Below are 21853 nucleotides of genomic sequence, written 5' to 3' on the forward strand. Positions count from 1 at the left end.
AGTTATTCTTCTTTTTTAAGCTGTTTACTTTCCTTCATACTCTCCCCTATTTGATTTGTAGCTGCAAAACTAGCAACCATATCATTTAACATAGAACTAGCCGCATTTGGGTTATTTGGTAACAAAATTAAGTTACTGTTAGTATCTGCACCTATTGATTGTAAGGTATCATAATGTTGTGTAATTACAATTAAAGCTGATGCTTCTTGTGAATTAATACCAGCTCTGTTTAAAACTTCTACAGATTCCTCTAAACCTCGAGCAATTTCGCGTCGTTGGTCAGCAATACCTTGTCCTTGTAAACGCTTACTTTCAGCTTCTGCCTTAGCACGTTCAACAATTAAAATACGTTGTGCATCTCCTTCATATTGTGCAGCAGTTTTCTCTCTATCTGCAGCATTAATACGATTCATAGCCTCTTTTACTTGAGCATCTGGGTCAATGTCAGTAACCAGCGTTTTAATAATATCATAACCATAAGTCATCATTGCTTCGTTTAACTCAGATTTTACAGCAATAGCAATATCATCTTTTTTAACAAATACATCATCTAACCTCATTTTAGGTACTTCTGCACGCACAACATCAAAAACATAAGATGTAATTTGATCATGTGGATAATCTAGCTTATAAAACGAATCATAGACTTTGTCTTTAATAACTTTATATTGAACGGATACTTTTAATTTAACAAATACATCATCCAACGTTTTCGTTTCAATTATTACATCTAATTGTTGAATTTTTAAACTCAACTTACCTGCAATCCTGTCTACTAAAGGAATTTTTAAATGTAATCCTGATTGACGAATACTATGAAACTTACCAAATCGCTGTATAATAGCTGCGGTTTGTTGTTTTACTGTAAAAAATGATGAAAAGAAAATAATGATTCCGAAAAAAATAACGGGATACAAATAGATTGGCATAATTTAGTTTTTTTGAGTTAGTAATTTATAGATAAAGATACTATTTATAATAGATATATATAGGACGTTTTTTTTTAGTTTTGTTACATTATTTATTTATAAATTATATTTGCTATAAAATCAATTATATGGAACTTATACAACAGCATGCTACCGAGATTTTAATCTTACTTTTTTTAATAGTTACTTTTTTACAATCTGGAATTGATAAGGTAACCGACTTTAATGGTAATGCTTCTTTTATAAAAGAGCATTTTAAAAATTCGCCATTAAAAAACTCTGTACCACTTTTATTAGTAATTATTCTTGTTATGGAATTAATTGCGGGTGCTTTTATGTTTATTGGTATTTTTAATTTAGTAACTACTGGAAATACTTACCTAGCTTTATTAGGAACTCAAATTGCAGCCTTATCATTAATTTTTCTTTTAGTTGGTCAAAGATTAGCAAAAGATTATGCAGGTGCTATGACGCTAGCAGTTTATTTTATTATTACAATTTTTGGTATGTATTTATTAAATCAATAAAACTTATTTTAATTTATTTTTTAATAATTTTTACTGATTAAAAAACCTCTTAAATATTACATTTAAGAGGTTTTTTAATTTTAGTAAGGTGTTTGTATATTTTATAAATTAAAACATACTTAATAACTTTTAAAATAGCTTTTAGATATTTTTTACAAGGTAAATTAATGATGAATACTCTCCTGAACGTTTTGCTTTTGTATTTGAAGTTAAACCAATAAAAAAAGCACGTATCGGGTTTGTTTTTTTAGTTCTATATTTTTCCGACAATAATGAAACATAATACGCATCAAATTTCATTGGTAGTATTTTTTCTATTTGCATTTCAACTTCACTAAATAATTTTTTTATTGAGTTTTTAGAGAAATGCCATAAATGTCTCGGTACATCATAAGCTGCCCAAAATTCTTTATAATGTTTTGCATCGTAACTTTTGTAATTAGGTACAGCTATTATTAAAATGCCTTTTGGTTTTAATAATTTTTTTAACTCAGTAATGTATTCAATTAAATTAGGTACATGTTCTAAAACATGCCAAAGTGAAATAACATCAAATTGTTTTCCTTTATATTCATCAATACTTTCTTTTAAATTAACTTTTTTATTAAAAGCAAAATCTCTTGCTTTTTTTGCTGGTTCTACTCCATTAATTTCCCAACCATTATTTTTACAAACTTTTAAAAAATCACCAGTACCTGCACCTACATCTAATATAGATTTCTCTTCAGTATTAAATGAATTTATTAATTTTAATTTCTGCTTTAAAGTATGATTTTTTACTAGTTGATAAACAGTATCAAAAATAGTTTTTTTACTATCTGTGTGCGATATATAATTTTCACTTAAATAATAATCTTCTAAATTTTGAGGTACAGGTGAAGTAACAAGCATTTCATATTCTTTATTATACATTACTTCATAGCTTTCATCAGAAACTGTATAATCAATACAATTTAACAAAGGAGTTAAGTTTTTATATAGTTCTTTTTTTGTGTTCAATTTCTTTTTCTTTTTATATTGTTCCATGTGGAACAATGTTTACTGTTGTTGCAATATTACGTAAAAAGAAAAAACGCTCCACAAGGAACGTTTTATTTTTTTTAATTCTAAATACAATTTTACCTGCCCATATAAACCAGTAAAACAGAAATATCACTTGGTGACACTCCACTTATTCTACTTGCTTGTGAAATAGATGTTGGTTGTATTTTAGATAATTTTTCTCTAGCCTCAAATGATAAAGATTTTACTTTACTGTAATCAAATTTAGAAGGAATTGGAACATTTTCTAGTCTATTTAATTTATCAGCATTGTTTTTTTCCTTTTCAATATATCCTGAATATTTTAAATGAATTTCTACTTGTTCAATTATTTCTTGATCAATATTATTTTCGGTTAAATAGTTATCTAGTTTTTTGATCGATTTAAAATCTAAAAAGGTTAACTGTGGTCTTGCTGCAATCTTAAATAATTTTACAGACTGATTTACTAAACTTAAGCCTTTACTTTGTAAGATAGGATTTACCTCTTCTTGTTTTACACTTAAATTTTCTATAAATTTAAGTAAGGCTCCTGTTTTAATCTTCTTATTCTCTACTCTATCCAAACGCTCTTTAGATGCTAAACCGATGTTAAAAGATTTTTCAGTTAAACGTAAATCAGCATTATCCTGTCTTAATAGTGTTCTGTATTCAGCACGAGAAGTAAACATTCTATATGGTTCTTCTGTTCCTTTGGTAATTAAGTCATCTATTAAAACACCAATATAAGCTTCACTCCTTTTAAGGATAAATGGTTCTTTATTTTTTGTTTTTAAAGCAGCATTTACCCCAGCCATTAATCCTTGCGCAGCTGCTTCTTCATAACCAGTTGTTCCGTTTATTTGACCTGCAAAAAATAAGTTTTCAATTAATTTAGTTTCTAAGTTGTGTTTTAATTGTGTTGGTGGAAAATAATCATATTCAATTGCGTATCCAAAACGTAAGAATTTTACATTTTCAAATCCGGCAATAGAACGTATTGCTTTATCTTGAACATCTTCTGGTAAAGATGTTGAAAATCCGTTTACGTAAATTTCAACTGTATTCCATCCTTCAGGTTCTACAAAAACTTGATGCCTTTCTTTCTCTGCAAAACGATCAATTTTATCTTCAACAGAAGGGCAATATCTTGGTCCGGTAGATTTAATTCTACCGTTAAACATTGGTGATCTATCAAAACCTTCACGAAGTAAATCATGTACTTCAGGATTGGTGTATGTTAAGTAACAAGACCGTTGTTTTGTTAATGTATTGGTGATTGGTAAGTATGAGAATTTCTCTGGATTTTCATCACCAGGTTGTTCTGTCATTTTAGAATAATCTAAAGATCTTCCATCAACTCTTGGTGGAGTTCCGGTTTTCATTCTTCCAGATTCAAACCCTTTTTCAATTAAATCTTCCGTAATTCCAGTTGAAGCTCCTTCTCCTGCTCTACCACCACCAAATGTTTTTTCACCGATATGAATTAATCCATTTAAAAAAGTACCCGCGGTAACAATAACTGTTTTAGCTTTTATTTCTAATCCTAAAGCTGTTTTTACTCCAACAATTTTATCATCATCAAACAATAATCCGTTAACAGAATCTTGATAAAAATCTAGATTATCAGTTTTCTCTAACATGGTTCTCCAACACTCTGCAAATTGCATTCTATCAGATTGTGCTCTCGGACTCCACATAGCAGGTCCTTTCGATTTGTTTAGCATTTTAAACTGTATAGCTGTCTTGTCTGTTACAATAGCGCTATAACCACCTAAAGCATCAATCTCGCGAACTATTTGACCTTTTGCAATTCCTCCCATTGCAGGGTTACAACTCATTTGAGCAATGTTTTGCAAGTTCATAGTAATTAACAAAGTGTGTGCACCCATGTTTGCGCTAGCTGCTGCAGCCTCGCTACCAGCATGTCCACCTCCTACTACAATTACATCGTATGTTGTGTTAAATAAACTCATTTTTTTACTACTGTTCCACGTGGAACGATTTTAGTTTCTATTTAAAATTTCTAAAGAATCATTTTCTTTAGCGCGCATTATTTGTTTCTCTTCATCGGTTTTATCTTTGTATTTCATATAATGTAAAATACCATGAATAATTACACGATGTATTTCGTTTTCAAATAACACATTAAATTCTTTTGAATTTTCTCTTACTCTTTCAACTGAAATAAAAATATCTCCCCCAACTAATTTACCTAAAGTATAATCAAAACTAATAATATCTGTTAAGGTATCGTGTTGCAAAAACTCTACGTTCATTTTGTGTAAATAAGCATCATCACAAAAAATATAGTTGATTTCACCTAACTCAAAACCTTCATTTTGTATACAGGTTTTAATCCATTTTAAAGTTTTGTCTTCGTTTTTTAGAGTAAAATCTGTTTCGTAATTAAATACAATCATCCTTTAAATTGTTTAATAATAACATAAAATAATGTTGATTACTTATTGTTGTTTTGAAGATTAAAATACTCTTGAACCTTCTTTTTGTAATTAGGGCGCAAAGGTAATGCTTCTCTGTTTAATATTTCTGTTTGGTTATAAAACAACTTTTTAAACTTTAAATCTTTCGCTTTTTTAATATTGTACTCTTCTGTATTGGTATTTGCTTTTCTTTTATTATCCTTATTTTGTTTAAATGTAGCTCCTTCTAATTTTAATAATTGGTGGTTTAACTGTTGCATTCTGTTAATAGTTTTTTGTGTAAAACCTTTTTCTAGAATGTCATTTTCTAATTGTTCCATTTCTTTTAAGGCTTTTTTAGCTTTATCATTACCTTCTCTATTTCCTTTAAGTGCATCTTCAAGTTGTTGCCTTAATTGAGATTGTTCTTTATAAATTTGATACAAATCTCCATCTAATCCTTCACCCTGCTGTTCACTATTCTGATTTCCATTTTCACCTTTTTTTCCATTCTTTTTCTCACTTTTTCCATTTTTTCCATCTTTTGATTTTCCTTGATCTTTTTGCTGCATACCTTGTTGCATTTTTTTCATTAAGTCACTTTGTTTTTGAATAATGTCAGGTAAGCTAAAAGATTTTCCTTTACCTTTTCCTTTACCTTGTCCAGGTTTTGGATTTTTCATAGCATCTAATGTACTACTTAACATATCGATTAAAGTATTTGCAGCAGTCATTACATAACGTTGATTTGTAACTCCGTTGGTAAATTTATTATCTGCAAAATTTTCTAATGATTCATTTAAATTATAATGAGCTAATGATAACTGATCTTGAATTTTAGAAGATATTTTTGGGTTTTTTATTGATAAAACAAATAAGCTGTCATCAATATGCTCAAAGTAGGTTTTAAGTTGATATTGTTTTTGTAAGTTTTTACCAAAATTAGGATGTGAGGAATTAGTACTTGAAAATATATTCATTAATGCTTCTTGATCAAAAGAAAATGTAATTAAGTTTTCTAATACCTGACGTAAACCTTCCATGTTTTCTTCTTCCATTTGCATGCTCATTTCCTGCATAGATTGTTGCATGTTCTGACTCATTTTTTGCATTTTTTCAGAAGCCTTTTTCTGATTTTTTTTAGCTTCACCTTGTTGCTTATCTTTTATATTTTGATTAGCTGTATTAAGCTGTTCTTGCGTCTTTTTAGCTAATGCATCCATTTCAGGTAATTCCATCTGATTTTTTAACTCCTTATTTTCTTTTTTAATGTTATCTAAATCCTTTTTAATCTGCTGAAATTCTTTATTTATTTCTTCTTGCGCCTTAGTATTAATTTCTTTAGTACTTAATTCTTTTTGTTTTTTAGAAAGTTCATTTAAGTCATCAGCTGCCTTTTGTAGCTTTTGTTCAATATAAAAGCGTTTAGTCATTTCTAGAATACGCTCTAAACTCTTTTCTTGTTGTTTATTTTGTTCAGCCAGTTCTTTCGTTTTTTTTATTAAATCTTCCCTAGTTAATTTTTCAGCTAATTTTTTAAGTTCATCTAATAATTTTTGTTGTTTTTCTAGCTTTTTAAGTTCATCAATACGCTTTTTTAATTGTTGTTTCTTTTCTTGTAAACTCTTGTTTTTCTCTTTCTTTTCACTAAAATTACGCTGTAAATTTTTAGTTTGTCGTTGCATCATCTGTTTGTAATGCTCTTGATGTTTAATTATATTTTTTATTTTTTTCTTATCCTTCCAATTAACATTTTCTTTATTTTGAAGATTAAACTGAATTTTTTGCAATTCTTTTTTACTCTTTTTTTGTTTTGTTAAGGAGTTTTCTAGCGTTTGAATATAATTTTGTTGCTCTTGTAATAACTCATTTTCTATTTCATTATTTGTTTTTTGTCTGTACGAGAACTTTTTGCTAATTGTTTTTTTACTACCGTTTACAGCATCGTTATCAAACACCTGAAAATAGAGTTCATAATCGATTCCTTTTGTTAAGTTTAATTCATTAGGAAATTCAAAGAAGAAACTTTGAATTGTGTTGTTGCTAATAGTAATTGATTTATAATTTTTACTTTCAATAATGTTCTTATCATAATAAACTAACTCTAATTTTTTAAAACCATAATCATCACTTATTTGTCCAATAAATTGAGCATTTCCACGTGAAATGCTATCAATATTAGACCTCACATTAATTAAAGGGTGTTCGTCTTTAATTACATTAATAGTAAATTGTAATTGTTCATAGTCTCGTAGGTTTTTGTTTGTTGTAGTTATTTGGTAATTAATCGAATTTTTTATTTGCTTAGAATAATAAAAATCATTGTGTTTATTTTTGCTAAAATGATAACGAAGTTTATTTAATAACAAGTTAACAGTATCAGTTTCAGATGTTTTTACATGCCATTTTACAATTGTTCCTTGTGGAACATTTAGATTTCCAGTATTATTTATGGTTTCATTTTTTTTCTTTGTATACTTAGGATAAGTTAAATTTAATGCTATGTTTTGAATAGCAGGTGTTTTTATAACTTCAATACTATACTGTAACGAAGTAATATTATTTGCTTTTGCATAAAAAATTATAGGCTCCTGAACATCAATAAATGTATAAGAAAATAAACCATTACCTTCATTGTTAAAAAAATAATGTTGCTTATTAAAATGAATTTTTACTTCTTCTGGAGTAATTTTACCAGTGGTTTGAATATATATGGTTATATCTTCTCCTCTAATAACTTTTAAATTTTTAGTAGTTATGTTAAAATAAAAAGGTGCGGGTGCTTGGTAAGCTGTTGAATGGTTTACAACACGGTTAAAACTATCAGATAAATTTTTTGTTGTTCCTGTTATAAACGAAAGTATCCAAATAAAAACAGGAATTGCAGCGTATTTTAAGTATTTAATATTACTACTAAAATTTATAGCCTTGTTAAATGATATGGGCTTTATTTCTTCTGCTTTTTGACTAATACTAGCTAATAATAAATCAGATTGCTCGTTAGTATCCTTTAATTGTAATATGTTTAAAAGTTTATCATTTACTTCTGGAAAATGGTTTCCAATCATTTTTGAAGCTTCTATATCAGAAATTCCTTTTTGTAATCCTGTAATTTTAAAAATTGGAAAACAAATAAAAAGGATAAATAAAAGGAGTTCAATAATTATAAATAGCCAAAACAATATTGTTCTAGCCAATGGTTTTAACCATAAAAAATATTCTATAAATAAGGTGAAAAATAAATATACTAGCCCTAAAGAAATAAATAAAATACTTCCTTTTATGAGTTTGTTGGTATAGTATTTTTTACTAAACTGCTGTAATTTCTGTGTTATTCTATTAAAATCTTCCATATCGATTTATAAAAGTACTATTTTTAAAAGTAAAATTTAGTTAAAGATTTCTGTAAGAACTTTTGTTTATACTAGACTAAGTTATTAAAACTTATATTAAACTTGATTTATATTTACTTTAAAGATGAAAAAACTATTTACTTTACTACTATTAACCATTTCTTATAATTTATTTTCTCAAAGTCCGTGGACTAAGAAAAAGCAAGAATCATATTTACAAGTTTCCTTTACAACAGTTCCATCTTATGATAAAATTTATGGTAATCCAGAGCGAACTACACAAAGAAAAATAACTGATAATACTTTACAATTGTATGGTGAATACGGAATAACAAATAAAACAAGTTTATTTGCAAATTTGCCTTTTAAGATGTTAAAATCAGGTGATTTGTCTGAAGATATGTCATTAGAATTACCAACATTTGTTACTGAAAGAGCAACTGAAACAATGCTTGGAAATATTCAAGTAGGAATTAAACACAATTTTTATAACAAAAAATGGATTATATCAGGGCAGTTAGCAATTGAAGCAAATACAGGAAGCTATATAGAAAGCGCTGGTTTACGAAGCGGTTATGATGCTTGGACATTTACCCCATTATTTTTAGTAGGACGCGGTTTTAATAAATGGTACATACAAGCATTTACAGGTTTTGATATTCGTACAAACAACTATAGTAGTAATTATAAATTAGGTGGTGAAATAGGTTATAAAACTCTAAATTGGTTATGGATTGCTGGTTTTTTAGATGGTGTAGCTTCTTTAAAAAATGGTGATATAACATTGCCTCAAGAAAATTTAAGTACAAGTTTGTATGTAAATGATCAAAGTTTTGCTGCATTTGGATTAAAATTTATAGGAGAAATAAATAAAAATTTTGGTGCTAATTTAGCATTAGGAGGTGCCTTTGCAGGACGTAATGTAGCAAAAGTACCCGCAATTAGTTTTGGTTTATATCATAAGTTTTAATTTTTATGGTTTTACCTTACTTATTTTACGGTTAAATTTTGATAAAAGTATTTTGAATTAGATACATTGCTACTTTATTAATCTATAAACTTTAAACTATGTTAAAAAGTATTTCAAATTTAGGCTCTGTATTAAATAAATTAGAACAAAAAAAAATTAATGGAGGAACACAAATAAAAAAAGATTTAGGTTGGTGTAAAAGGAATTATGAAGTTGGAGAACCAGATTATAATTGTTGTGTTGATCCTAAAATAGCTGGTTGTTAATATTTTTATTTCTTTATAACTTAAAGGGTATTTGAATTTTCAAATGCTCTTTTTTTATGACTATATTTGGGCTTTCAAATTAATAACAATGACTGATAACGTAAGAGTGCGCTTTGCTCCTAGCCCAACAGGGCCTTTACATATTGGTGGTGTAAGAACTGCTTTATTTAATTATTTATTCGCAAAAAAATACAACGGAACTTTTGTATTACGTATTGAAGATACTGATCAAACACGTTATGTTGCTAATGCAGAACAATATATAATTGATGCCTTAAAATGGTGTAATATTCCTTTTGATGAGGGTCCAGGGATAAATGAAAAATTTGGTCCTTACCGTCAGTCAGAAAGAAAAGAATTATATAAAAAATATGCCGATGAGTTAATCGAAAAAGGTTGGGCATATTATGCATTTGATACTGCTGAAGAGTTAGATGCACACAGAAAAAATCACGAAGAAAATGGTAAAACATTTACTTATAACTGGCATAATCGCGAAAAATTAAATAGTTCATTGGCACTTTCAGCTGAAGAAGTTAAAGCTAAATTGGCAGCAGGTAATAAATATGTTGTTCGTTTTAAAACACCACAAGACGAAACTTTAATACTTGAAGATGAAATTCGTGGTAAAATTAAAATTGATACGAATGTATTAGATGATAAAGTATTGTTTAAGTCTGACGGAATGCCAACATATCACTTAGCAAATATTGTTGACGATCATTTAATGGAAATTAGCCATGTTATTCGTGGTGAAGAGTGGTTACCTTCGCTCCCACTACATGAATTATTATACAAAGCATTTGATTGGAAAGCACCAAAATTTGCGCATTTACCACTAATTTTAAAACCAGTTGGTAAAGGTAAACTAAGTAAACGTGATGGTGATAAACTAGGGTTCCCAGTATTTCCATTAGCATATACGAATGAACAAACAGGCGATATTTCTAGAGGATATAAAGAAGATGGTTATTTTGCAGATGCTTTTATAAATATGCTAGCATTTTTAGGATGGAACCCTGGAACAGAGCAAGAAATTTTTTCTTTAGAAGCGTTAGTTGAAGATTTTGATTTAAGTAGGGTTAGTAAATCAGGAGCTAAATTTAGTCCCGATAAAACAAAATGGTTTAACCAACAATATTTACAGCAAAAATCAAATAAAGAGTTAGCAGCATTATATACTGATATTCTTACCAAAAAAAATATCACTACTGAGGTTGAATTTACTGAAAAAGTAGTTTCATTAATTAAAGAGCGTGCAACTTTTGTTGCTGATTTTTGGGAGTTATCAAGTTTTTTCTTCGAAAATCCTATTGAATATGATGCTAAAGCCGCAAAAAAGCAGTGGAAAGAAACTACTGGTGAGTTAATGCAAGAATTAGCTAAGTTAATTACCACTATTGATAATTTTACAATAGAAAATGCACAAACAGTAATAAAAGCTTGGATAACAGCTAAAGAAATAGGTTTTGGTAAAGTAATGCAACCACTACGTTTAAGTTTGGTAGGTAAATTAGCAGGACCCGATTTGTTTGATATTATGACAATGATTGGTAAAGAAAATACATTATTGCGAATCAATAATGCTATTGAAAAATTATCATAAAAACAAAAATGCCGCTTTTATAAAAGCGGCATTTTTTATGTAGTAAATTTTGTTTAAAACTGATTGTAGTAGCAAGAAGATGAAGATTTACCTCCTCTATTAATACTTCCTGTATTATTCCAGTTTAATTTAAAAACAACACCTAAAGTTCCTTGAATATGTGATCGCATACTTTCAAAACTATCTAAAGAATGTTTGTAATATACTTGTGGGTTGATTCCTATTGTATCATTTAGCCAATAAATTCCACCAGTTCCAATATTAAATGTAGGGGTCATTTTTCGTTCAGAATCCACTACACTTGCTCCTATAAAAGCATATGGTGCAAATTTTTCAAAAACAGGATTAAAATTATAACGTAACGAACCATCTAAAGAAAAATAACTTACAGAATTTTCTATAAAACCAACATCATCTATTGTATTTACAGACATAGCACCGTCAATAGATAAACGCTCACCAATAGGCATGGTTAAACTAAGTACAGGTACTTGAAATTGATAGCGATCTCCAATAAAATCTACATCATCACCACTAAATTTTGTAATTCCTACTCCAACACCTATTTGCCATGAATCGTTTAAATTTTGAGAAAACAATTGCATAGAAAAGCAAAGTATGGTAATAAGTATAATTTTATTTCTCATAAATTATAGGGAGGTTTATTTATAATAACTTAATAAATTGCAATTTAGTATAAATGGTTTAAATACTGTTTACTTTTTTTATAGCAATTATAAAATCTTCTAAATCATTTAAATTCATAACTAAATGTATAGCTTCATCACATACTTTTTCAACATTATCTATTGGGAACTGTAAAGCAACGGCTATTCTTTGCATTAGTGTAACTTGTTCCTTATCTACATGTTTATCTGCATAAATCATCTTTGTTAATAAATACAAACGTTCAATACGTTCATCGTAATTTACAGGTGAGTTTACAGGGTATTTTTCAGGATTCTTTAAAATTTCAACATATTCTGTTTGAGTAATGTTTAACCTCTTTGCTGCTCTGTCTAATAGTTGTTGTTCTCCTTCTGAAATTATTCCATCTGTTTTTGCAATTTTTACAACACTTGCAAAGTGTCCTATTTCTTGTTTGTGTTTTCCACTTGAATATAAATCTGATATTGCCATTTTTTTTATTTTAATTATTTTATAATAACGATAAAAAGTACCGTTTAAATTTTTACTAAAGTTAAGAAATCTATCAAAAATTAAAGATAATTTTTACTTATTATTTTTTATAAATTGATAAATATTATTAATAATAAATGATCTCTAAGAATATGTTTTAAGCTCATAAAATAATAAGAGGATATATAATTATTATTTATTGTTTTTGTTAGTTTAAAACATATTTAAAATAAATATTTCTGTTTTAACTGTAACAAAAGACAAATTTTAAAAAAAGTAATCCAAAAAATAAAGTTTATAGATTATTTTTAATTTATAACAAAAAACATTCCTCGTATATTTGCGTAAATTTTTTTAGGTTGAGCAAGCAAACTATTGTAAATCATTACCAACAATCTAGCAATGTTAAGCAGATTGTAGATGCACTTCAACAAGAACAACCCCATTTTCAAATAGCGAATTTGGTTGGTTCTTCGTTGTCTTTTGTTATTTCTGAAAGTTTTAAAAAAGCAGATAAACCCTATTTGTTAATCTTTAATGATAAGGAAGAAGCTGCATATTATTTAAACGATTTAGAACAATTATTAGGCGATAAAAACGTGTTGTTTTATCCGGGGTCTTATCGAAGACCTTATCAGATTGAGGAAACTGATAATGCTAATGTGTTGTTACGATCAGAGGTTTTAAACCGAATTAATTCGCAAAAAAAAACAGCCATAATTGTTACCTATCCTACTGCCTTATTCGAAAAAGTAGTTACTAAAAAAGACCTCGAAAAAAACACCTTAAAAATTACGGTTGGAGAGAGTTTATCGCCCGATTTTGTAAACGAAGTATTATTTGAATATAACTTTAATCGCGTAGACTTTGTTACAGAACCTGGAGAATTTTCAGTACGAGGTGGAATAATCGATGTGTTTTCTTTTTCTAATGATGAACCATATCGAATAGAGTTTTTTGGGGATGAAATAGATAGTATTCGAACTTTTGATGTGGAAACGCAACTTTCTAAAGAAAAACTTAAGAAAGTATCTATAATGCCCAATGTAGAAAACAAAACATTACAAGAAAGTAGAGAAAGTTTTTTAAAATATATTTCAGCAAAAACAGCCATTTTTGTTAAAAATACTGAGATTCTTACCGAAAATTTAGATAAGTTTTATAAAAAAGCCGAATTTTCATTTAATGAATTATCTACCGAACTTAACCATTCAAAACCTTCAGAATTATTTTGTAATGGTAGTTTGATTAAAAAACAATTAACAGATTTTACATTGGTTGAAATGTCATCTCAAACACAGTCGAGAGATATTTCAGAAATAAAGTTTAATACCCATCCACAGCCTTCTTTTAATAAAAAATTCGATTTATTAATTCAGAATTTTAACGAATTTTCAACAAAAGGATTTACCAATTATATATTTTGCTCTAACGATAAACAAGCACAAAGATTCCATGATATTTTTGATGATAATGAAGCTGATGTTTCCTATGAAACCATTGTATTTCCATTATATCAAGGATTTGTCGATTTAGAAAATAAAATTGTTTGCTATACCGATCATCAAATATTTGAACGTTATTATAAATTTCGCTTAAAAAATGGGTACGAGAAAAAGCAATCCATCACATTACAAGAGCTTACCAAGTTAGAAATTGGCGATTATGTAACCCATATTGATCACGGAATTGGAAAGTTTGCAGGTTTACAAAAAATTGATGTAGAAGGCAAAAAACAAGAAGCTATTAAACTTATTTACGGCGACCGCGATATTTTATATGTAAGTATTCACTCGTTACATAAAATATCAAAATTTAATGGTAAAGACGGTAAACCGCCTAAAATATATAAGTTAGGCTCTGATGCTTGGAAAAAAGTAAAACAAAAAACGAAGGCAAGAGTAAAACATATTGCCTTTAATTTAATTCAACTTTACGCAAAACGAAAATTACAAAAAGGATATGCCTTCGGACCCGATACGCACATGCAGCACGAGTTAGAAGCAAGTTTTATTTATGAAGATACACCTGATCAGTTTACAGCAACGCAAGATGTAAAAAATGATATGGAAAAAGCCCAACCTATGGATCGTTTGGTGTGTGGTGATGTTGGTTTTGGTAAAACAGAGGTTGCTATTAGAGCCGCTTTTAAAGCGGTAGATAACGGAAAACAAGTGGCTGTTTTAGTGCCAACTACCGTTTTAGCGTTTCAGCACTTTAAAACCTTTTCTGAGCGTTTAAAAGATTTTCCGGTTACCATAGATTATCTAAACCGCTTTAGAACCACAAAACAGCGTAACGGTGTTTTAGAAGGTGTTACAAACGGAAGTGTAGATATTGTGATAGGAACACATCAATTAACCAATAAAAAAGTCAATTTTAAAGATTTAGGGTTGTTAATTATTGATGAAGAACAAAAGTTTGGAGTTGCCGTAAAAGATAAGCTGAAAACCATCAAAGAAAATGTAGATACCTTAACGTTAACCGCCACTCCTATCCCAAGAACATTACAATTTAGTTTGATGGCTGCACGTGATTTATCAGTTATAAAAACGGCGCCACCAAACCGTCATCCGATAGAAACCAATGTAATCCGCTTTAGCGAAGAAACGATTCGTGATGCTATTTCTTATGAAATTTCTCGTGGTGGTCAAGTGTTTTTTATCCATAATCGAATAGAAAACATCAAAGAAGTAGCAGGATTGTTACAACGTTTGGTTCCATCGGCAAAAATAGGTATCGGTCATGGGCAAATGGAGGGTAAAAAGTTAGAGGAATTGATGCTCGGTTTTATGAACAATGAGTTTGATGTATTAGTGTCTACCACGATTATCGAAAGCGGTTTAGACGTACCAAATGCCAATACTATTTTTATAAATAATGCCAATAACTTCGGATTGTCTGATCTGCACCAAATGCGTGGTCGTGTAGGTCGATCTAATAAAAAAGCATTCTGTAATTTTATTACGCCACCATTTCATATGATGACAGATGATGCTCGTAAACGTATTGAAGCATTAGTATTATTTTCTGACTTAGGAAGCGGATTAAATATAGCCATGAAGGATTTAGAAATTCGTGGTGCTGGTGATTTATTAGGTGGTGAGCAAAGCGGATTTATTAATGATATTGGATTTGATGCTTATCAGAAAATATTACAAGAAGCTATTGAGGAATTAAAAGAAAACGAGTTTAAAGAACTGTATCCGGTAGATGAAAATGAACCAAAAGAGTATGTAAAAGAAGTACAAATAGATACTGATTTTGAAATTCTTTTTCCTGATGATTACGTAAATTCAGTAACCGAACGATTGAGTTTGTATAACAAATTAGGAACCTTAACCGAAGAAAAAGAATTGGTAGAATTTGAAAGTCAAATTACCGATCGTTTTGGTGAATATCCAACTCAGGTTCAAGATTTATTAGACTCTGTTCGTATAAAATGGTTAGCGAAGGAACTCGGTTTAGAAAAAATTATTTTAAAGCAAAAACGTATGATTGGTTATTTTGTTTCTGATCAACAAAGCGGATTTTATCAAACTCCAGCATTTACAAAAATGTTGCAGTATGTTCAAAAAAACTCGAAGAGTTGTGTTATGAAAGAGAAGAAAACCAAAAATGGCTTACGATTATTAATCACATTTATTAGAATTGATTCGGTAAATACAGCTTTAAAAATATTACAAAAAGTATAGGTTCATATCATTTTGAGCGGAGTCAATAAATATTGATTAGATTTTTAACCTTTCGCCTGCGCTTGAGGAGATACTTAAAAACATAAAATGGCATCAATATTTGGTCACGCACTAGCATCGTTTGCTCTCGGAAAAGGATTTTCTAAATCGCTTGTAAATTGGAAGTTCCTTTTATTAGGTATTGGTTGTGCAATACTACCAGACGCTGATGTAATAGGCTTTAGTTTCGGAATCAAATACAATAGTTTTTGGGGACATCGCGGCTTTTCGCATTCACTTTTCTTTGCGTTTATTTTAGGGTTTTTAATCACCTTAATATTTTACAGAAAAGAAATATTTACAAAAAAAGGTGTAGCACTCATTTTATTTTTTACAATAAGTACCGCTTCACATGCTATTTTAGATGCTTTAACAACTGGTGGTTTAGGAGTTGCATTTTTTTCTCCTTTCGATACGAGTCGTTATTTTTTTCCGTGGCGACCAATTAAAGTATCGCCGATTGGAATTGAACGTTTTTTTGGTGAAAGAGGTGTTAAAGTATTGATGAGTGAGTTTATTTGGATAGGAATTCCGAGTGTGATTTATATGTTAATTACGAGCTATTTTAAAAGAATCAAAAAATAACCAATGCAAAATAACCATCTTAAAAATATATCAGGCCTATTAGTAGCTACATTTTTTGTGAGTACTTCAGGTGTTTTGGGCAAATATATTGCTATGCCATCAGAGGTTATTGTATGGTTTCGCTCTGCTTTTGCTATGGTGTTTTTATACGCTTTTTGCCGTTTAAAAAAAATTGATATTCCATTAAAATCTACCAAACATGTGATTCCATTTATTATTAGCGCAATTTTTATGGCATTGCATTGGATTACCTATTTCTACGCATTAAAACGATCTAATGTAGCTATCGGTATGCTGTCTTTATATACTTTTCCGGTAATGATTGCTTTTTTAGAACCATTGTTTTTAAAGATAAAATTTAATCCAATATATATTCTTCTAGGCTGCATGGTTTTGTTAGGGATTTATATGCTAGCGCCAGATTTTAATTTAGAAAGTGAAAATGTTCAAGGAATATTATTTGGACTACTCTCTGCTCTATGTTATGCTATCAGAATTTTAATTTTAAAACAATACGTATTGCAGTATAACGGGGTATTATTAATGTTTTATCAAACCTTAATAATTACTATTTGTTTAGTACCAGTATTGTTTTTCATGGATGTTTCTGGGTTAGAAACTCAATATCCGTATGTACTATTAATTGCTTTTTTAACTACAGCAATAGGTCATAGTTTAATGGTACATTCGTTACAGTTTTTTTCAGTTTCAACAGCAAGTATTATTAGTAGCGTACAACCAATATTCGGAATTGTTTTAGCATTCTTATTTTTAAATGAAGTTCCCACGTGGAACACTTTTGTAGGTGGAAGTTTAATCCTCGCAACCGTAATTATTGAAAGCATCCGAAGTAAAAAATAACATTAAATGAAGTATTAAATTTTATTTAAAACTGTTAGAGTTTATTCGTCAATGCAGGTAGTTGTGCATAATATCCCAGAAACATTGGAAAAAACAAGAAAAGAAATAAAGGAATTAATAATTGGATTTCAAAATGAGCTTGAATCTGCAGAAAAAACTATTGAAAAAATCAATAAGATATCTTCGACAAAAATAGATGTAGAATTTTTGAGAAATTATTGGAGAAGCACTGATTTAGAAAATTTTGAGAAATCATTATCTACGCCTGAAATTGAAAACTGGTTTGAAATAGATGATGTTTATGCTGACAAACTAATTACTGAATTTAAAAACAATTTGACCAATGACCCACTTATGAACAGAAACGCAACAGCATTAGAAAAAAGATACAAGAAAACTAATGGAACCTTGTCGAATTGGATTTTTTATGATAACATAACTGACAACAAAAAGATATTGGAATTATTAAAAAATAATACAACAATCGAATTATAAAATTGAACTGAAAAGTGTATGAATGAAGCACTATATACAACAATGGATATGTTTGATTACGGGGGATTCTTGCAGAAGATCCTTGCACTTTCAAAATCTCTGGTCTAAAATCGGAAAAGAGCGCAGCAATTTTCCGTAACGAAACCATACACAAGTACGTTGAAGAGTATCCTAATGTATTTTTTGTTGTTGCTGTATAATGCTTTTTAGGGTTACATCTTCATAATTTCTACGAACAAAGGTAAGGGCACTATCTAACACCTCTCCCATTCCATCACTATCTCTAAAATTGATATCGCCAGTAAATTCAAAAATTTCTGTTTTTAATTTTTTAATATGTTTAGGAATGGAAATATTATCAGATTTCATGGCAGTAAGTAATCTATTTAAACGAGAACGAGACCCTAATATGCGTTTTGCAACAATTGAGCGTTCTTCAAGTTGGTACTGTTCTATTGATTCAGAATCAAGTTTTTTAGTAACTAATTGAACCATTTTTAAATTTTCTTTAAAAAATTGAGGGTAATAGACCTTAAATTTTCCTTCATAACATTGTTGATCAAAATCTATCGGACGTATTTTATACACTACGTTTTCAAAATCGTGTGTAGGTACTACAACATAATTGTACGAGCGCATGTCGCCTAACAAACGAATCATACAACGTTCGTTAAATTTTACAAATTCTTTAGCTATTTGTGCTTTTTCAATTTCTAAACAATCGGCCAAATAATCTTTGATAAAAACATCTCCTGGAATTCCAGAAATATGTTCTTCAATTAAGGTGTCTTTATGCACCAAAAAATTTAAATTATAAGGTGATAAAATATCTTCTAATTCTAACCCGTAAATACGAGAAGCATCGGTTTTTTTTACATAAAAATACGTGTAATTATCATTTAAAATATTACGAACTTTTACTCTAAAAGGTTGTGAATTACCAAAGGTGCAAAAATCTACAGCATCAATATTTAAGTGTTTTATACTAGCGTCTGAACCGTTTGAGTGTAAAATATTATACACTTTTTTAAGACTTAAATCGATTTCTTCTCGTTCAAACTCGTTGTAATAAACACGGACCCATAAAGTATCATTATCATCTTTATCATATACAGCTATTGATCCTTGAAAACGCAATAAATCATCATAAAAAATAGGAATTTGAATGGTTCTGTTATGTCTTTTTAAGTAAAGCGAAAGCTTTTTATTAACAGGATATGCAGGTTTTTTTTGAGATATTAATTTTTCTTCAGCCATGCATCAAAGGTACTAAATGGCAAACAATTTACCAGGTAAAGGTTTTACTACGCCTTTAAGTTCCATTTGAAGTAAGATAGATGCTAATTTATAAGTGGGAATTTCACAATCAAGTGCAATAACATCAAGTAATTGTTTACCATTTTGTTGTAGGTAGTCGTAAATTTTTTGTTCAACGTTATTTAAATCAACAAATAACTGTTGTTGTAAAGGTTGGTTTTTAGGTTGTTTAAGATCCCAGTTTAACATTTTTACAATATCTGTAGCTGAGGTTAATAAATGCGCTTGATTATTTTTAATAAGTTTATTACAGCCTTTACTATACATATCGGTAGTTTTTCCGGGTAAGGCAAATACATCTCGGTTGTAAGAATTAGCAATATCGGCAGTTACTAATGAGCCTCCTTTTTCGGCAGATTCTAATATGATTGTTGCTTTTGAAATACCCGCAACAATACGATTTCGTTTTAAAAAATTTTCGCGTAGTGGTTGTTCATTATGATAAAACTCGGTAATAAATCCACCGTTTTTATTTACATCATTAATATATTTTTTATGAACTTTCGGATAAATTTGCTCAAAACCATGTGCTAAAACTCCAATGGTTTGCAAATTGTTTTTTATAGCGGCTTTGTGAGCACAAATATCAATTCCGTAGGCAAATCCACTAATAATTATGGGATTATATGCTGCTAAGTTTTCAACAAGTTGATTACAAAAATCACGCCCGTAAGAAGTAATATTTCGTGTACCAACGATAGAAATAATTTTTTGACTGTTGAGGTTAATAGTTCCGTCTTTAAAAAATAAGATAGGGGCATCAATACAGTTTTTTAAATTAATTGGATAATCATCTTCTAAAAAATAAGAAAACTGCAATTTTTTTTTCTGAATATACTTTAGCTCCTCCTCTGCCCTTTTTAAGTTAGTTGTATCCAGTAAATGTTTTATAACATGCGTGCCAATTCCGTTTATTTTTTGCAAAGTATTTGCACTTTCTTTAAACACCTGTTCTACACTTCCTGTGGCAGTAATTAACTTTTTTGCTAAAATATCACCAATGTTTTTGGTTGCTTTTAATCGTAAAATAGCCACTAATTTTTCAGATTTCATACAGCAATAATTTGATTATCAATATACAAAAAAACTGTTGATAACATTTGTATGAAAACTTAAAACGACTTAGTAAAAAAACTATATTTGTTATTATGACATTAGCCAACTATATAAACGATTTATTATACAGATACGATTGCGTAATTGTTCCTAATTTTGGTGGTTTTGTAACCAATAAAATAGGCGCTAAAATGAACGATGCTACTCAAACATTTTATCCGCCGAAAAAGCAAATTACTTTTAATGCGTATTTACAGCATAATGATGGTTTATTGGCAAATTATATTGCTTCAAATAAAAATATTTCTTTTGAAAAGGCAACTACTTTTATTGCAAATGAAGTGGCTCAATGGAAAAATGAATTAAACAATACTGCTGTTAAAGTTGCCTCTGTAGGTAGCTTATCTTTAAATGAAGCAAAGCAAATTGTTTTTGAACCAAATACTACTAGTAATTTTTTAACAACATCTTTTGGTTTAGCTACTGTAGAAAGCGAATCTGTAAAAAGATTTAAGCAAACAGTAAAACCATTGCCAGTAGTTGTTAAAGAAAAAAGTAACACAGCTGTTTTATTAAAATATGCAGCAACAGTGACAATTTTATTAGGAATTAGCTATGCTGGTTGGAATGGAATTAAAAATCAACCTGAAAATGATTTGTTAGCAGCTAAACAACAAGCTGAAAAAAAACAAATTCAATCAGCAACTTTTGTTATTAATAACCCGTTACCGACCATCAATTTAAACGCAACGAAAACATCAAAAGGGAGTTTTCATATTATTGCAGGTGCTTTTCAGGAAATAAAAAATGCTGAAAACAAGCTTAAAGAATTGCAAGAGTTAGGTTACGACGCTAAAATATTAGGTAAAAATAAATTTGGTTTAACACAAGTAACATTTACTAGTTTTAATTCTAAAGAAGAAGCTCGTAAATCTTTATTAGAAATTAAAAAAACAGTTAGTGAAGATGCATGGTTATTGGTTAAATAATCATTCTTTTAAATTACTTATTTTTTTAGCTTTATGTATATCTTTGCATCAAAAATTAATTGATGAAAGCGCAAACACCTAAAGAATCATTAACAGTACTTACCGATCTTGTTTTACCAGGAGAAACTAATTATTTAGACAATCTTTTTGGAGGAGAATTATTAGCTCGTATGGATAGAGCTTGTAGTATTGCAGCACGTCGTCATTCTAGACGAATTGTGGTTACTGCTTCAGTAAATCACGTTGCGTTTACAAAATCAGTTCCTGTTGGAAGTGTGGTTACTTTAGAAGCTAAAGTTTCTAGAGCGTTTAAATCATCTATGGAAATTTATGTAGATGTTTGGATTGAAGATCGTCAATCTGGTGAAAAAACAAAAGTAAACGAAGGTATTTATACATTTGTTGCTGTTGATGAAACAGGAAAACCAGTTCCGGTTCCACCAATTCAACCAGAAACTGAATTAGAGAAAAAACGTTACGATGCGGCTTTACGTAGAAAACAATTAAGTTTGGTTTTAGCAGGTAAATTAGACCCTAAAGAAGCTAAGGAGTTAAAAGCATTGTTTTTAGGTTAAAAAAAGC

At 29.3% G+C, this 21853-nt stretch carries 19 protein-coding genes; 10 read left to right on the plus strand and 9 right to left on the minus strand.

Features of this window, described 5'->3' with window-relative positions; genetic code table 11:
* Positions 1 to 2: 2 nt before the first annotated feature.
* Positions 3 to 929 carry an SPFH domain-containing protein gene (locus Q4586_RS01700; protein ID WP_303525775.1) on the minus strand — a complete coding sequence of 309 codons (927 nt, stop codon included), beginning with the start codon at positions 927 to 929 and terminating at the stop codon, positions 3 to 5.
* A 128-nt stretch (positions 930 to 1057) separates the two neighbouring features.
* Between Q4586_RS01700 and Q4586_RS01705 the strand changes: the two genes are divergently transcribed.
* Complete coding sequence (locus Q4586_RS01705; protein WP_068702035.1) at positions 1058 to 1456, plus strand: DoxX family membrane protein; 399 nt, start codon at positions 1058 to 1060, stop codon at positions 1454 to 1456.
* 141 nt (positions 1457 to 1597) lie between these two features.
* Here the strand turns inward: Q4586_RS01705 and Q4586_RS01710 are convergent, their stop codons facing one another.
* The 4 genes from Q4586_RS01710 to Q4586_RS01725 all read right to left on the minus strand — a co-directional run bounded on the left by Q4586_RS01710 (position 1598) and on the right by Q4586_RS01725 (position 8252).
* A complete protein-coding gene (locus tag Q4586_RS01710; protein ID WP_303525778.1) occupies positions 1598 to 2482 on the minus strand; it encodes a class I SAM-dependent methyltransferase in 885 nt (294 codons plus the stop codon).
* Positions 2483 to 2574: 92 nt separating this feature from the next.
* A complete protein-coding gene (gene mnmG / locus Q4586_RS01715; protein ID WP_303525780.1) occupies positions 2575 to 4452 on the minus strand; it encodes a tRNA uridine-5-carboxymethylaminomethyl(34) synthesis enzyme MnmG in 1878 nt (625 codons plus the stop codon).
* Positions 4453 to 4482: 30 nt separating this feature from the next.
* Positions 4483 to 4899: an rRNA maturation RNase YbeY gene (gene ybeY, locus Q4586_RS01720; RefSeq protein WP_303525783.1), complete on the minus strand. Its 417-nt coding sequence runs from the start codon at positions 4897 to 4899 to the stop codon at positions 4483 to 4485.
* Positions 4900 to 4937: 38 nt separating this feature from the next.
* Positions 4938 to 8252, minus strand: coding sequence for a DUF4175 family protein (locus tag Q4586_RS01725; protein WP_303525785.1), 3315 nt, complete (start codon positions 8250 to 8252; stop codon positions 4938 to 4940).
* Between the two features lie 124 nt (positions 8253 to 8376).
* Here Q4586_RS01725 and Q4586_RS01730 point away from each other — a divergent pair, with 124 nt between their 5' ends.
* The 3 genes from Q4586_RS01730 (at position 8377) to gltX (ending at position 11094) form a co-directional block, all read left to right on the plus strand.
* Positions 8377 to 9222, plus strand: coding sequence for a transporter (locus Q4586_RS01730; RefSeq protein ID WP_303525787.1), 846 nt, complete (start codon positions 8377 to 8379; stop codon positions 9220 to 9222).
* 98 nt (positions 9223 to 9320) lie between these two features.
* The gene (locus Q4586_RS01735; RefSeq protein WP_176714941.1) at positions 9321 to 9488 is read left to right on the plus strand and encodes a hypothetical protein; all 168 of its coding nucleotides are present in this window, start codon (positions 9321 to 9323) and stop codon (positions 9486 to 9488) included.
* An 88-nt stretch (positions 9489 to 9576) separates the two neighbouring features.
* Positions 9577 to 11094 (plus strand): glutamate--tRNA ligase, encoded by a 1518-nt coding sequence (gene gltX / locus Q4586_RS01740; RefSeq protein WP_303525792.1) that lies wholly within the window; start codon positions 9577 to 9579, stop codon positions 11092 to 11094.
* Positions 11095 to 11147: 53 nt separating this feature from the next.
* On the opposite strand, the gene Q4586_RS01745 is transcribed toward gltX, so the two are convergent.
* Together Q4586_RS01745 and Q4586_RS01750 are read right to left on the minus strand one after the other, a co-directional pair.
* Positions 11148 to 11741, minus strand: a complete 594-nt coding sequence (locus Q4586_RS01745) for an outer membrane beta-barrel protein (protein ID WP_084443023.1) — start codon at positions 11739 to 11741, stop codon at positions 11148 to 11150.
* Positions 11742 to 11799: 58 nt separating this feature from the next.
* Positions 11800 to 12234, minus strand: a complete 435-nt coding sequence (locus Q4586_RS01750; RefSeq protein WP_068702049.1) for a TerB family tellurite resistance protein — start codon at positions 12232 to 12234, stop codon at positions 11800 to 11802.
* A 359-nt stretch (positions 12235 to 12593) separates the two neighbouring features.
* Here Q4586_RS01750 and mfd point away from each other — a divergent pair, with 359 nt between their 5' ends.
* From mfd to Q4586_RS01770, 4 genes are all read left to right on the plus strand, one after another.
* A complete protein-coding gene (gene mfd, locus Q4586_RS01755; protein WP_303525793.1) occupies positions 12594 to 15929 on the plus strand; it encodes a transcription-repair coupling factor in 3336 nt (1111 codons plus the stop codon).
* Between the two features lie 87 nt (positions 15930 to 16016).
* Positions 16017 to 16553, plus strand: coding sequence for a metal-dependent hydrolase (locus Q4586_RS01760; RefSeq protein WP_068702052.1), 537 nt, complete (start codon positions 16017 to 16019; stop codon positions 16551 to 16553).
* 3 nt (positions 16554 to 16556) lie between these two features.
* On the plus strand, positions 16557 to 17414 hold the full coding sequence (locus tag Q4586_RS01765) for a DMT family transporter (protein WP_068702054.1): 858 nt from the start codon (positions 16557 to 16559) through the stop codon (positions 17412 to 17414).
* An 84-nt stretch (positions 17415 to 17498) separates the two neighbouring features.
* Positions 17499 to 17909, plus strand: coding sequence for a hypothetical protein (locus tag Q4586_RS01770; RefSeq protein ID WP_303525797.1), 411 nt, complete (start codon positions 17499 to 17501; stop codon positions 17907 to 17909).
* Positions 17910 to 18080: 171 nt separating this feature from the next.
* On the opposite strand, the gene Q4586_RS01775 is transcribed toward Q4586_RS01770, so the two are convergent.
* Both Q4586_RS01775 and dprA read right to left on the minus strand, forming a co-directional pair.
* Positions 18081 to 19166 carry a hypothetical protein gene (locus Q4586_RS01775; protein ID WP_068702057.1) on the minus strand — a complete coding sequence of 362 codons (1086 nt, stop codon included), beginning with the start codon at positions 19164 to 19166 and terminating at the stop codon, positions 18081 to 18083.
* 12 nt (positions 19167 to 19178) lie between these two features.
* The gene (dprA, locus tag Q4586_RS01780) at positions 19179 to 20279 is read right to left on the minus strand and encodes a DNA-processing protein DprA (protein ID WP_303525801.1); all 1101 of its coding nucleotides are present in this window, start codon (positions 20277 to 20279) and stop codon (positions 19179 to 19181) included.
* Between the two features lie 95 nt (positions 20280 to 20374).
* Here dprA and Q4586_RS01785 point away from each other — a divergent pair, with 95 nt between their 5' ends.
* Together Q4586_RS01785 and Q4586_RS01790 are read left to right on the plus strand one after the other, a co-directional pair.
* On the plus strand, positions 20375 to 21271 hold the full coding sequence (locus tag Q4586_RS01785) for an HU domain-containing protein (protein ID WP_303525803.1): 897 nt from the start codon (positions 20375 to 20377) through the stop codon (positions 21269 to 21271).
* Positions 21272 to 21333: 62 nt separating this feature from the next.
* Positions 21334 to 21846: an acyl-CoA thioesterase gene (locus Q4586_RS01790; RefSeq protein WP_068702063.1), complete on the plus strand. Its 513-nt coding sequence runs from the start codon at positions 21334 to 21336 to the stop codon at positions 21844 to 21846.
* Positions 21847 to 21853 lie beyond the last annotated feature (7 nt).

This window comes from Tenacibaculum soleae (assembly GCF_030549005.1).
GTDB classification, from domain to species: Bacteria; Bacteroidota; Bacteroidia; order Flavobacteriales; family Flavobacteriaceae; genus Polaribacter; species Polaribacter soleae.